Raw genomic sequence first — 13,403 nt, 5'->3', positions numbered from 1 at the left:
GGCCCATGCGAGCCCTTTCCTGTTCACTGCTGCTGGCGGCCACTGTGGCCCTGGTCGGTTGCAGCACTCCACCCACCCCATCGCCCACCGCCCCAGGGGCCTGGCCCACACAGCGCTCGGCAGCGCCCACGCTGTCGGACGAGCAAGCCCACGGCATTGCCATCCACGCCCTGGGGCTGGTGGGCACGCCGTATCGCTACGGGGGCAACACACCAGACTCGGGCTTTGACTGCAGCGGGCTCATTGGCTATGTGTACCGCAACCAGGTGGGCTCCGCGCCGCCACGCACCGTGGCGCAACTGAGCAGCTGGGGCCAGGTAATTGACCGCAGCGAACGGCGCACCGGCGACCTGGTGGTGTTTGGCCGGGGCCGCAACCCTTCGCACGCCGGCATCTACGTGGGCGAAGGCCGCTTCGTGCATGCGCCTTCCACCGGCGGCGAGGTGCGCATGGACCACCTGGAATCCAAGTACTGGGCGAAGCAAAACGCCTCGTTTCGCAGGCCCTGAATTCGGCCGCCCTGAGCGGCTTCGCCGCGCCGCGCGACAATCGGGGGCATGACCCACGCACACCGCTCAGCCACCCCCGTTTCCACCCACGACACCACACGCATTGATGACACGCGCATCAAGGCCGTGCGCCCGCTCATCACGCCCGCGCTGCTGCAAGAGTGGCTGCCGCCCACCGAAGCCGCCCTGGCGCTGGTGGAATCGAGCCGCGCCGCCATCTCGCGCGTGCTGCACGGCCAGGACGACCGGCTGGTGGTGGTGGTGGGTCCGTGCTCCATCCACGACCATGCCCAGGCCATGGAATATGCCCACGCCCTGAAGGTACAGGCCGATGCGCTGCAGGACGACCTGCTGGTGGTGATGCGCGTGTACTTTGAAAAGCCCCGCACCACCGTGGGCTGGAAGGGCTACATCAATGACCCGCACCTGGACGGCAGCTTCGCCATCAACGAAGGGCTGGAGCTGGCGCGCAAGCTGCTGCTGGAAGTGCTGGCCACCGGCCTGCCCGTGGGCACCGAGTTTCTGGACCTGCTCTCGCCGCAGTTCATCAGCGACCTGGTGAGCTGGGGCGCCATTGGTGCGCGCACCACCGAGAGCCAGAGCCACCGCCAGCTGGCCAGCGGCCTGAGCTGCCCCGTGGGCTTCAAGAACGGCACCGACGGTGGCGTCAAAGTAGCGAGCGACGCCATTCAGGCCGCGCAGGCGGCGCACGCCTTCATGGGCATGACCAAGATGGGCCAGGCCGCCATTTTTGAAACGCGCGGCAACCAGGACTGCCACGTGATCCTGCGCGGCGGCAAGCAACCCAACTACAGCGCTGCCGATGTGGACGCCACCTGCGCCGTGCTCAAGGCCGCTGGCCTGCGCGAGCAGGTGATGATCGACGTGAGCCACGCCAACAGCAGCAAGCAGCACCAACGCCAGATCACCGTGGCGCAAGACGTGGCTGGCCAGATTGCGGCGGGCGACCACCGCATCACCGGGCTGATGATTGAAAGCCACCTGCAGGAAGGCCGCCAGGACATCGTGCCCGGCCAGGCGCTGCAAAAGGGCGTGTCGGTGACGGACGCCTGCATCAGCATGGCCCAGACCGTGCCGGTGCTGCAGGAACTGGCCGCCGCCGTGCGCGCCCGCCGGGCCCAACGCGCAGCGGCATAAACGCCTGAGGCGGGCGGTGCCCACCCGCCTCACTGGCTGAAGGGAACATGAGGGCCAGGAACGGGCAGAGCGTCTGCCAGCCCCAATGTGCGCGCGCACTTGTTGCAAGGTGTAGCATTGGCGCCGAGCGCCCCCGAGCTTGTCCATCCGTTCCTGGCGGGGCCCAGGCCATTCCATGCTGGTGAATTTTTCTGATCGACCACTGCCGATACACCGCAGGCCATCCCCATGGAGGTCTGTGTGACCATGGCAGCCTTGCAGTCCCCGCCCCTGCCCTCCACCGATGCCGCCAGGCTGCGGGCGCTGGCAGAGTACGCAATCCTGGACACTGACCACGAAGATTCTTTCGACCAGCTGGCCGTGCTGGCGGCGCGGCTGTGCAGCGCGCCCATGGCAGTGGTGAATTTTCTGGATGCCGAGCGGCAGTGGTTCAAGGCCGCCGTGGGCCTGCCCATGCGCGAAACGCCGCGCGCTGTGGCGTTTTGCGACCACGCCTTGCGCAACCCGCACCAGCCCACCGTGGTGGAAGACGCGACCCGGCACCCCCTTTTTGCCACCTACCCTTCGGTGGTGGGTGAGCCCCACATCCGCTTTTACGCCTGCATCCCCCTCGTCACGGACGAAGGCCATGCCCTGGGCACCCTGGCGGTGATGGACACACGCTGCCGGGGCCTGGCGGCGGAGGAATTACAAGCGCTGCAGATGCTGGCCCGCCAGACCATGGACCAGCTGGAACTGCGCAGGCAAAAACTGCAGCTGTCCCTGGCGCTGCAAGAGCGCGAACAGATGCGTGCCGCGCTGCAAGCGCAAAACAACGTGCTGCAGGCCGCGGGTCGCGTGGCGCGCCTGGGTGGCTGGGTGATGGAACTGCCCAGCCGGGCGTTCACGCTGTCTTCCGGCATTGCCAGCACCTTTGGCATGCGCCGCGCAGAAGAGTCCACCAGCGAAGACCGCCCTGCCACGTACGCCCTGGACGAGGTGTTGAAAGCCTTCCAGCCCCCCTTTCACGAACGGATGCAGCAGGCCTTTGCTAACTGCATACAAACCGGGCGCGACCTGGACGAGGTGGCCGAGGTGCCGCTGCCGCAAGGACAGCGGCTGTGGGTGCGCACCAGCGGCCATGCCGTGCGCGATGAAGCGGGCCGGATCGTGCGGGTCGAAGGCGCGTTCCAGGACATCTCTGCGCAGCACCAGGCCGAAATGCAGGCCCAGCGCAACGCACAGCACCACGCCGAGCTGCTGCAGGTGCAGCAGCAAATCTCGTCGCTGGACATGGCGCTGCCCGACGCCCTGCGGCTGGTGGCCCACACCGTGCAAAAACAGACGGGCGCGCGCGGGGCCATGATCGAGTTGCTGGAGGCCGAGCAACTGGTGGCCAAGGCGTCGGTGGGCGACATGGTGCGCCCTGAAGGCAACCTGCTGTCGGTGCACGACAGCATCTTGTGGCCTGCGCTGCGCAAGGGTCGCACGGTGTGGTGCAACGACACCCAGGCGGCCGGGTGGGACATGGCGTCCATGCCGCACCGCTGGGGCGTTCGCTCGGTGATCGCCACTCCGCTGCGCGCGGGCAACCCCATCGTGGGCAGCCTCAAGGTTACCTCCGACCAGCCCGATGCCTTTTCGCGCAAAGATGTGAACCGGCTGGAAATACTCACCGAATCCCTCGGCACCACGGTGCAGCTGCGGCATGTGACCAGCCAGCTTGAAGCGTCTGCGCGGCAGTACCGCCTGATGTTCAACGAGCACCCGCACCCGATGTGGGTGTACGAAAGCGCCAGCCTGCGCCTGCTGGCGGTGAACCGGGCCATGCTTTTGCAATACGGCTACACCGAAGCCGAGGCGTTGCAGTTGACGCTATTGGACCTGTTTCCCGCTTCGGAGCGTGAGAACGTGCGCACCGCCGTGCATGCCACGGCCTCAGAAAGTCGGCATGTGCCCGCACTGTGCCAGCAGTTGCGCAAGGAAGGCAGCCTGTTTGACGCAGAAGTGACTGCCGGCAGCATCAGCTTCAACGGCGTAGCTGCCCGCCAGGTGCTGGCGGTGGATGTGACCGAGCGCCTGCGGGCCGAACGCGAGATCGCGCGCATGGCGCGTGCCCAGAAGCTGCTGAGTGCCTGCAACGAAACCCTGGTGCGCGCGACGTCTGAATCTGCCTTACTGCAGGCCATCTGCCAGATCGCGGTGGACATTGGCGGCTACCGCATGGGCTGGGTGGGCTTTGCCCACAACGACGAACACAAGACGATTGCCCGCGCGGCCCACGCTGGCTACACGCACGAGTATCTGGACAAGTTGCGCGTGAGCTGGGACGAAAACAGCCCCTCCGGCCGAGGGCCTGCCGGTCAGGCGGTGCGCAGCGGCCAGCCCGTGATCGTGCACGACCTGCGCAAGAGCAACGACCTGGGCGACTGGACCCAGCGCATGCTCGACAACGGTTTTCATGGCGTGATTTGCCTGCCCCTGCGCGCACAGGACAAGACCTTTGGCCTGCTGTACCTGTACGCCCCGGAAATCCTGCACATCAGCCCGCAGGAAACGGCGCTGCTGCAAGACCTGACCAACGACCTGGCGTTCGGCATCACCAGCTTGCGTGCCCAAAAGGCGCAGCAGCGCATTCTGGATTCGGTCATCAAGGTGGCGGCGGCGGTGTCGGCCAGCACCGGCACGGCGTTTTTTGTGCAGCTGGCCACCAACATGGCCGAGGCGCTGGGCGCGCAGGCCGGCTGTGTGATGCGCATGAGCCAACCTTCCGGCCAGCCCCCCCGTGCCATCAGCCTGGCCACCGTCATCGACGGGGTGGAGCAACCCGCCTTTGACATGCCCATGGAAGGCTCCCCCTGCATGCAGCTGCTGACGCAGCGGCAATACGTGGTGGCCGACCATGTGCTGCAGCATTACCCGCACTCGTACCTGGGCGGCAAGATCGGAGCCCGCGCCTGTGCGGGCCAGCAGCTGTGCAGTACCGACGGACAGGTGATTGGCGCCATTTTCGTGCTGTTCCGCCAGGCGTTGACCGACCCGGACTTTGTCACCTCCACCCTGCAGATTTTTGCGGCCCGGGCCTCGGCAGAGATCGAGCGCCAGGCCGCCGATGCCCGCATCCGCCACCAGGCGTCGCTGCTGGACAAGGCGCAGGACGCCATTCTGGTGCGCGACCTGGAGCACCGCATCATCTACTGGAACAAAAGCGCCGAGCGCATGTACGGCTGGACGCAGCTGCAGGTGCTGGGCCAGTCGGTGCAGACCTTGCTGTACGAAGACCCCACGCCCTTCCTGCGGGGCACCGAAGCCACCCTTGAACACGGCGAATGGACGGGCGAGCTGGTGCAGCGCCACCGTGACGGGCGCACCATCGATGTGGAAGGGCGCTGGACCCTGGTGCGCGGCGAAGACGGGCAGCCCCAGTCCATCCTGGCCATCAACACCGATATCACCCAACGCAAGGCCACCGAGCGTGAAATCCAGCGCCTGGCCTTTTACGACCCGCTGACCCACCTGCCCAACCGCATGCTGCTGATGGACCGCATGCACCATGCCCTGGCTGCCGCGCAGCGCCACCAGCAGGGCGGGGCGCTGCTGTTCATCGACCTGGACAACTTCAAGCAGCTCAACGACACCCTGGGCCACGACCAGGGCGATTTGCTGCTGCAGCAAGTGGCCAAGCGGCTGGGCCACTGCGTGCGCAGCGTGGACACCGTGGCGCGGCTGGGTGGCGACGAGTTTGTGGTCATGCTCGAAGAACTCAGCGCCTCGGGCGACGACCTGGTGCTGCAGGCGCGCAGCGTGGGTGAAAAAATCCTGAACATGCTGTCCATGCCCTACCCGCTGCAGGGCTACCAATACCGCAGCACCCCCAGCGTTGGCATTGCACCCTTCACCGGCACCGAATCCACCACCGTGAGCGAGCTGCTCAAGCAGGCCGACCTGGCCATGTACCAGGCCAAAGCTGCAGGGCGCAACACCCTGCGGTTCTTTGACCCGCAGATGCAGGCCGTGGTGACGGCGCGCGCAGCGCTGGAGGCCGACCTGCGCGCAGCCCTGGCGCAAGACGAGTTTTTTCTGCACTTCCAGCCCCAGGTGCGCCAAAGCGGCGCGATTGCGGGCGTGGAAGCGCTGCTGCGCTGGAAGCACACCCAGCGCGGCATGGTGCCGCCTTCCGACTTCATTGCCCCGGCCGAAGAAACCGGGCTGATCGTGCCGCTAGGCCGCTGGGTGCTGCACCACGCCTGCAAGCTGCTGGCCAGCTGGCAGGACGACCCCCTGCGCCGCGACCTGACCATGGCGGTGAACGTCAGCTCCAGCCAGTTCCGCAGCCCCAGCTTTGTGGACGACGTGGCGCGCGTGCTGGCCATCACAGGAGCGCCTTCCGGCCAGCTCAAGCTGGAACTGACCGAAAGCGTGCTGGTGGAAGACATGGAAAGCACCATCGCCACCATGGAAGCCCTGCGCGCCTATGGCGTGGGTTTTTCGCTGGACGACTTTGGCACCGGCTATTCCTCGCTGAGCTACCTCAAGCGCATGCCGCTCGATCAGCTCAAGATCGACCAGAGCTTTGTGCGCGACGTGCTCTCCGATCCCAACGATGCCGCCATCGTGCACACCATCATCGGGCTCTCGCGCAGCCTGGGGCTGGACGTGATCGCCGAAGGGGTGGAAACCGAAGAGCAGCGCATTTCGCTAGGCGAGGCCGGTTGCGACCTGTACCAGGGCTACCTGTTCAGCAAACCGCTGCCTGTGGCAGACCTCGAAGCCTTCCTCACGCAAGCCCTGAAGGGCTGAGCGTGTTGTCGGCACCCTGTGCCGGTTTTCCCCGCCGCGCCCACAGCTTTTGTCTTCTTGGGCCGTGCGCGCCACTTGCCCAGCTCCTCCAGCCCCGCCAAGGGGCCTTGCGCGGACTGCGCCATTGCAGCGCCACCCCCCCAGCCGTTGATGTCATCCAGCGCGTTGTGGGCTGCCTGACGGCCTTTGAAGGCCCCGGCACCGCACCAGAACCCCCACACCTGGCTGCCAACGCCGGGGTTTCCTGTCTTTTCCATCGCCAGCGTCTGCCCGGCGTACCGCATGGGCCTGCGCTGCGCCTTCCCGGTTGTTCTTCTGTCTTCTTCTTTAATGTCTTTATAAAAACATAGTCGTAGTAGTAGAGCAGGGCCCTGGGTGTGGACAACCCTTTTTTTCCTTTGCACCACAAGCACTTGCGTGGATGCAAACCCTGTGCGCCGAACCCTGTTGGCGCTGTCACGCCAGCGGGGACAAAACGGGCACATCGACTTTTTCTGTGGATAAGCCAGCACTTGTGCCAGAAATATCCCCAGTTTTATGCAGCACCGCGTCGGCAACGCCTTTTTTCAGCCAAAACGCAGGCTAGCGCTTTACCAGCAAGCGCTATCAGCTCATTTTTTAATAGCAAAACGGGGCATTGCCGCAAAAAAAGGGTTGCACCTGCCAGCGTTTGCCCAGGTTCGTGCCTGCAAGCCCACCCCATGCGCCGGCCAATCCCCCCTTTTTTCTACACCCCGCACACCGCCCCGCCACTTTTCAGGTATTCACAACCCTGCCCGTTTTGCCTCCCGGCGGTTGATAGGTTGTTCTTTAAAAGCTTTATATTGAAATAGCAGTAGTAGTAGAGCAACGCCTTTTTTGTGGACAACTACATTTTTCTCAATGGCTGCGCGCACTTGCGTTGCAAAAAACCATGTGCGCTGGTCTGTATGAAATCGCTGGCTGACAGACAACAACTTTGGCGCGGCGGATTTTTGTGTGGATAACTGGGTAGTTGCTCCGCCAGAAAGCACAGCTTTATCCACAGGCTGCTGCCAGCACCATGAAAAAAGCCCGCAATCCGGGTGGATTGCGGGCTGCTGGGGGCGGTAATGGCCCCCAGGGGTAGGGATGCGCCAGATCAGCGTGCGGGGCCGCCTGGGCCGCGGCCGCCGTAGCCATCGGGGCCATGGTGGTGGCCATGCATGCCGCCATGGTCGCGCCCACCCCGGTGCTTGCCGGGGCCTTGGCGGTGGAATTCGGCGTCAAACGTCTTTTGCTGCTCGGGGCTCAAGGCGGCATAGAAGGTTTTCACGGCGTCATCGCGCTTGTCGGCCTGGGCAGTGTGCCGGGCGCGCAGTTCGCGCATGCGGTCAATGCGCTCGGGGGTGGTGAGCTTGTCCAGTTCCTTGAAGTCAGGGCGGGCGGGGCGCTCGCCAGGTTGCATGGCGGCGGTGAACTGGGTCCAGGCGCTTTCCTGGGCAGAGGTCAACTTGAGTTTTTCTTTCAGGGCAGCCTGGCGCTGGGCCATGCGTTCCTGGTAGCGCTGCGCCATGTCACCGGCCTTGCGGGCGGGGGCGCTGGCGGCTTGCGCGGCAGCGGGTGCAGGAGCCTGGGTTTGGGCCAGGGCGGGCAAAGTGAGTGCGGCCAGCATGGCGGTGGCTACCCAGCGGCGGCTTGAAAATGCAGCGGTCATGGAATCAGTCCTTTCACAGGGGGTGAAGTTCTCCGCCACAACGACCGTTGCAGCGGTTGAAGGCAGTGTGCGCCGCCCATGTATCGCCTGCGTGAGCAGGATTGAAGCCTGTGTAAAGTTGTGACAAGCCGGGGTGTACGGCGCGGCGGTGGAACCGCCGCAGTTTTTAGCAAAAAGTGACTCCAGGCCAATCAATGAAAGCGCAGGCAGCTATTGAATTGATAGCGATTGCTGCAGGCTGTGGATATCTTTAGGGTTCGGCGCGGAGACCTCGAATGGCGCGTGGCCCGGCGGAGCCCGCGCCAGCGCCGACAATTGCCCTTAGTCAGACAACGAAGCGAAGGATTTCCGTGTTCAAGAACATGATCGTGTACCGCATTGCCCCCGGCTGGCAGGCGGATTTGGTGCAGGTGGAAGAAGCCCTGGCCAAGGCCCCTTTCATGGAGTGCGGGGCCACCCAGGAAAAATCGCTGGGCTGGGTGCCGCCGCGCGGCGAGCAGCATGGCGCGCTGGCCGAATCGGTGGGCGGGCAGTGGATTTTGCGTTTCATGGTCGAGTCCAAGGTGCTGCCTGGCTCGGTGCTCAACCGCCGCGTGAAGGAAAAGGCCGCCCGCATCGAGCAGGAAACCGGCCGCAAGCCCGGCAAGAAGGAAAGCAAGGAGCTCAAGGAAGAAGCCAAGCTGGACTTGTTGCCCATGGCTTTCACCAAGCAGGGCAGCATGTGGGTGTGGATTGACACCGAATCGCGCCTGCTGGTGCTGGACACCTCCTCCCAAGGCCGCGCCGACGAGGTGGTGAGCCTGCTGGTGGAATCATTGCCAGGCCTCGCGGTGTCGCTCATCAACACGCAGACCAGCCCCCAGGCCTCCATGGCGCACTGGCTGGCCACGCAAGAGCCGCCCGTGGGCTTCAGCATTGACCGCGAGTGCGAGCTCAAAAGCGCGGACGAAGCCAAGGCCGTGGTGCGTTATGCGCGCCACCCGCTCGACATCGAGGAAATCCAGGCCCACATTGCCGCTGGCAAGCTGCCCACCAAGCTGGCGCTGACCTGGGACGACCGCGTCTCGTTCATGCTGACCGAAGGCATGCAGCTCAAGAAGGTGGCTTTTCTGGACACGGTGTTTGAAGGCACCAAGGCCGATGACGGCGGTTTTGACACCGATGTGGCGATTGCCACGGGCGAGCTGGTCAAGCTCATCCCCGACCTGATCGAAGCCCTGGGCGGCGAAGCCGAAAGCGGCGTGGCCAGCGCGGCCGAAGCCATTGCAGCGGGTGGCCCTGCAGCGGCTCCCAAAGTAGCGGCAGCAACCGCCGCACCCGCTACGGCAGCTGCCACGCTGCCGCCCCGCAAGTCGGGCGCGGGCGTGGTCACCGGCCCGGCCACTGCACCGGTGGATACCGACCCGGAATCGGCGCCGTTCTGAGCGCCGGTTCTGAACCTTGGCGCGGCCGGTGCGCCAACAAAAATGCCGAGGGTGACCTCGGCATTTTTCATGGGGGGCGCAGCGGTTTACTTCAGGCTGTCCACCGCCAGGCGGCCCACGGCCGAGTCATCGGTGAAGAAGCCATCCACCCCGGCCTTCAGGAAGGTCTGGATCTCGCTCACGCTGTCGCCGCGCACGGTGTTGTCCGTGGTGGGGGCCTTTTTGTAGGCGGCGGGCAGGAAGGCGTTTTCAGGCCGCAGTGTCCAGATGTGCACAGCCAGGTTCAGCGCGTGGGCGTCTTTCACCAGCGTGGTGGGGGTGCCCAGGGCACCGTCTTTCACGGGGATGACCAGGTCCTTGTGTGCGCCCACCACATCGGCGTAGGTGGCGATTTCCTTGAGCCCGGCGGCCGTGGCCATGTTGGCGTAGGTCTGGGGGTTGCCCGAGGCGGTGAAGTCATACGGGCGGCCGCCGTTGGACAGCAACTGCACCAGACGCACCGTGCTCTGCTTGCGCAGCGCCTTCAGGTTGGCCACCTCGAACGACTGCACGAACACGGGTGCATCCTTGCTGTTCCAGCCATTCTTGGTCAGCACCGCCAGCAGCGCGGGCTCCAGCGGCATGCCGATCGACTGGAAGAAGCTGGGGTGCTTGGTTTCAGGCGCGATACCGATGACTCGGCCCTTCACGCTGGACTGCGCCTTGGCCAGGTCGATCACTTCCTGCAGCGTGGGCACTTCGAACTGGCCGTTGTAGGCCACATTGGCCGGGCGAATGGCCGGAATGCGTTCGCGTGCGCGCAGGGTCTTGAGTTCTGCCAGGGTGAAGTCCTCCACAAACCAGCCGGTGATGGCCTTGCCATCGATGGTCTTGGTGGTCTTGCGGGCGGCAAACTCGGGGCGGTCCATCACATCGGTGGTGGCTTCGCGCACGCTGCCGTCGGCGTTGACGATGGCAATCGCGTTCTCGTGGCGGGCTACCAGCACGCCGTCTTTGGTGATGACCAGGTCGGGCTCAATGATGTTGGCGCCGTCGTCAATCGCCTTTTGGTACGCAGCCAGCGTGTGTTCGGGCCGCAGCGCCGAAGCCCCGCGGTGGGCAATCACGGTGGGGGTGGGCGGCCAGGCCGTTGTATCGCTGCCAGCGCAGGCCGTGGATGCCACCACCGCGGCTGCCATGGCCAGTAGTACGTTTCGAATTTGCATACGGTTCTCCTCGTTTTGTGAAAGACGGGCGATACTCCCTGCCCCTTGTGAAAAGGGTGTGACGTACTGTGCCCGGGCGGGGCTGCCACCGCTGAGTGGCCGCTGGGTGCGTACTGTTGGTATTTTGCGGTGCCGTCTCTCAACGCCCCAGCAGCGATCGCGCCACCAGCTCTTTCATGATCTCCGATGTACCGCCGTAGATGCGCAGCACGCGCGCGTCGGTCCAGAAGCGCGAGATGGGGTATTCGGCCATGTAGCCGTAGCCGCCAAAGAGTTGCAGGCAGGCATCGGCCACGCGGCCCATGACTTCAGTGGTGTGCAGCTTGAGCGCACTTGCGGCTTCGGGTGAGAGTTCGCCGCGCTCGTAGGCGGCCACGCTGGCATTCAAAAACGCCTCGGCGGCGGCGATGTCGCTGGCGCATTGCGCTAGCGTGAAGCGCGTGTTCTGGAACTGGCCAATCGCCTGGCCAAAAGCCTGGCGTTCTTGCACGTACTTCACCGTGGCATCGAGCGCACCCTTGGCGCCATACACCGCCTGCACGCCGATGATGAGGCGCTCGCGCGGCAGCTCGCGCATCATCTGCACAAAGCCCTGGCCTTCCACGCCGCCCAGCAGGGCGTCGGCAGGCACGCGCAGGTCGTTGAAGAACAGCTCGGAGGTATCGCCCGCGTGCTGGCCGATTTTTTCCAGGTTCTGCCCGCGCGTGAAGCCGGGGCTTTTCGTATCGACCAGGAACAGGCTCACGCCCTTGGCACCGGCGGCCGGGTCGGTATTGGCGGCCAGCACCAGCAGGTCGCAGTGCTGGCCGTTGCTGATGAAGATCTTGCTGCCGTTGATGACGTACTCATTGCCATCCCGTTTGGCCGTGGTGCGGATGGCTTTCAGGTCGCTGCCCGCGCCGGGCTCGGTCATGCCAATCGCTGCCACTGCTTCACCGCTGACCATGCGCGGCAGCCAGTATGCGCGCTGCGCTTCGGTGCCGCAGTGCAGCAGGTAGGGCGGGATGATGTCGTTGTGCACCTGCAGCCCGCCCACAAAGCCGCCGTAGCCCCGGCGCGAGAGCACCTCCACCACGGCGAACGAGAAGTGCACGCTGGCCCCCGCGCCGCCGTACTGCTCGGGCACGTCGGCGCACAGGTAGCCGTTCTCGCCCATCTTGCGGAACAGCTCGCGGTGGACGAGGCCCGCCTTTTCCCAGTCGCGGTAATGGGGCTCGATCTCGCTATCGCAAAAGCGCTCCAGCGATTCGGTGAAGACTTGCAGTTCGGCCTTCTGCTCGGCCGTGAGGAGGGTGTTGGGAAGCATGGTTGCTATGAATGTAGGAGCTGCCAGCGCTTTCTGGATAAGCGCTGGAGGCCAAAAAGACTCAAACTCTTTCGAAGATAGCCGCAATGCCTTGGCCGCCGCCAATGCACATGGTCACCAGCGCATGGCGCCCGCCCGTGCGGTGCAGCTCGGCAATCGCCTTGGTGGTGATGATGGCGCCCGTAGCGCCCACGGGGTGGCCCAGCGAAATGCCCGAGCCGTTGGGGTTGACCTTGGCGGGGTCTAGGCCCAGTTCCTGCACCACGGCGCAGGCCTGGGCGGCGAAGGCCTCGTTGGCCTCGATCACATCCATGTCCTGCACCTTCAGGCCGGTGCGTTGCAGCACCTTTTGCGTGGCAGGCACGGGGCCAATGCCCATGTAGGCCGGGTCCACGCCTGCGTGCGCATAGCCCACCAGGCGCGCCAGGGGTTTGAGGCCCAGGGCCGCCACGCGGTCACCCGCAGCCAGCACCACGGCAGCCGCGCCGTCGTTGATGCCCGAGGCGTTGCCAGCAGTCACGGTGCCACCTTCCTTCTTGAACGCGGGTTTCATGCCCGCCAATACGTCCAGCGTGGTGGCGGCGCGCACATGCTCGTCTTCCTGAAACAGCACGGTGCCCTTGCGCGTGGCGATTTCGACCGGAACGATCTGCTCCTTGAAGTAACCCGCAGCGATGGCGGCGGCGGCGCGCTGCTGGCTGGCCAGGGCGAGCTGGTCCTGCATCTCGCGGCTGATCTTGTAGCGCTCGGCCACGTTCTCTGCGGTGATGCCCATGTGCATCTTCTGCCAGGGGTCGTGCAGGATGCCGAGCATGTAGTCGATGCTCTTGCTGTCGCCCATGCGGGCGCCCCAGCGCGCGCCCTGGTCGAAGTAGGGGCCGCGGCTCATGCTTTCCGAGCCACCGCCCACGGCCACGTCGCAGTCGCCATAGCCAATGGCCTGCGCCGCGCTGATGATGGCCTGCAGGCCCGAGCCGCACAGGCGGTTGACGTTGAACGCGGGCGTTTCGATGGGGCAGCCCGCGTCGATGGCGGCCACGCGGCTCAGGTACGCGTCTTTGGTGTCGGTGGGAATGACGTTGCCCATGACCACATGGCCCACGGCGTCGGGCGCGATGCCGGCGCGCTGGATGGCGGCCTTCACGGCGGTGGTGGCGAGCTGGGTGTTGGGCATGTCCTTCAGGCTGCCGCCGAAGGTGCCAATGGCGGTGCGGGCGGTGCTGACGACGAAGACGTCACGGTGGGTCATGAAAAAACTCCTGGAAATGAAAAAGGGGGTGCGCCGTGGCTGGGCAAATCAGGGCCGGTGGGCAAAAACATTGATGCCGTGGGAACCACTGCCCTGGT

At 65.1% G+C, this 13,403-nt stretch carries 9 protein-coding genes; 4 read left to right on the top strand and 5 right to left on the bottom strand.

Translation table 11 applies throughout. The features are described 5' to 3' along the window. Window positions 1-5 precede the first annotated feature (5 nt). The 3 genes from PQV96_RS20960 to PQV96_RS20950 all read left to right on the top strand — a co-directional run bounded on the left by PQV96_RS20960 (window position 6) and on the right by PQV96_RS20950 (window position 6,446). Window positions 6-509, top strand: a complete 504-nt coding sequence (locus PQV96_RS20960) for a C40 family peptidase (RefSeq protein ID WP_044397179.1) — start codon at window positions 6-8, stop codon at window positions 507-509. Between the two features lie 48 nt (window positions 510-557). Continuing rightward, window positions 558-1,667 (top strand): 3-deoxy-7-phosphoheptulonate synthase, encoded by a 1,110-nt coding sequence (locus tag PQV96_RS20955; RefSeq protein ID WP_273624139.1) that lies wholly within the window; start codon window positions 558-560, stop codon window positions 1,665-1,667. A 246-nt stretch (window positions 1,668-1,913) separates the two neighbouring features. Next, on the top strand, window positions 1,914-6,446 hold the full coding sequence (locus tag PQV96_RS20950; protein WP_273624138.1) for a sensor domain-containing phosphodiesterase: 4,533 nt from the start codon (window positions 1,914-1,916) through the stop codon (window positions 6,444-6,446). A 764-nt stretch (window positions 6,447-7,210) separates the two neighbouring features. On the opposite strand, the gene PQV96_RS20945 is transcribed toward PQV96_RS20950, so the two are convergent. Next, the gene (locus tag PQV96_RS20945) at window positions 7,211-7,471 is read right to left on the bottom strand and encodes a hypothetical protein (RefSeq protein WP_273624137.1); all 261 of its coding nucleotides are present in this window, start codon (window positions 7,469-7,471) and stop codon (window positions 7,211-7,213) included. Between the two features lie 95 nt (window positions 7,472-7,566). Next, complete coding sequence (locus PQV96_RS20940; RefSeq protein ID WP_273624136.1) at window positions 7,567-8,121, bottom strand: Spy/CpxP family protein refolding chaperone; 555 nt, start codon at window positions 8,119-8,121, stop codon at window positions 7,567-7,569. Window positions 8,122-8,471: 350 nt separating this feature from the next. On the opposite strand from PQV96_RS20940, the gene PQV96_RS20935 reads away from it, so the two are divergent. Continuing rightward, entirely contained in the window at window positions 8,472-9,545 is a 1,074-nt protein-coding gene (locus PQV96_RS20935) for a recombination-associated protein RdgC (RefSeq protein ID WP_273624135.1), read from the top strand. Between the two features lie 86 nt (window positions 9,546-9,631). Here the strand turns inward: PQV96_RS20935 and PQV96_RS20930 are convergent, their stop codons facing one another. The 3 genes from PQV96_RS20930 to PQV96_RS20920 all read right to left on the bottom strand — a co-directional run bounded on the left by PQV96_RS20930 (window position 9,632) and on the right by PQV96_RS20920 (window position 13,305). Further along, window positions 9,632-10,750 carry a glycerophosphodiester phosphodiesterase gene (locus PQV96_RS20930; protein ID WP_420482171.1) on the bottom strand — a complete coding sequence of 373 codons (1,119 nt, stop codon included), beginning with the start codon at window positions 10,748-10,750 and terminating at the stop codon, window positions 9,632-9,634. A gap of 139 nt (window positions 10,751-10,889) precedes the next feature. Continuing rightward, entirely contained in the window at window positions 10,890-12,056 is a 1,167-nt protein-coding gene (locus PQV96_RS20925; RefSeq protein WP_273624134.1) for an acyl-CoA dehydrogenase family protein, read from the bottom strand. A gap of 61 nt (window positions 12,057-12,117) precedes the next feature. Beyond that, complete coding sequence (locus tag PQV96_RS20920; RefSeq protein ID WP_273624132.1) at window positions 12,118-13,305, bottom strand: acetyl-CoA C-acyltransferase family protein; 1,188 nt, start codon at window positions 13,303-13,305, stop codon at window positions 12,118-12,120. Window positions 13,306-13,403: the final 98 nt, after the last annotated feature.

Source organism: Acidovorax temperans, from assembly GCF_028596105.1.
Lineage (GTDB): Bacteria > Pseudomonadota > Gammaproteobacteria > Burkholderiales > Burkholderiaceae_C > Acidovorax > Acidovorax temperans.
Note: the sequence above shows the minus strand (reverse complement) of the source record. Positions and strands in the feature narration are given on the sequence as shown.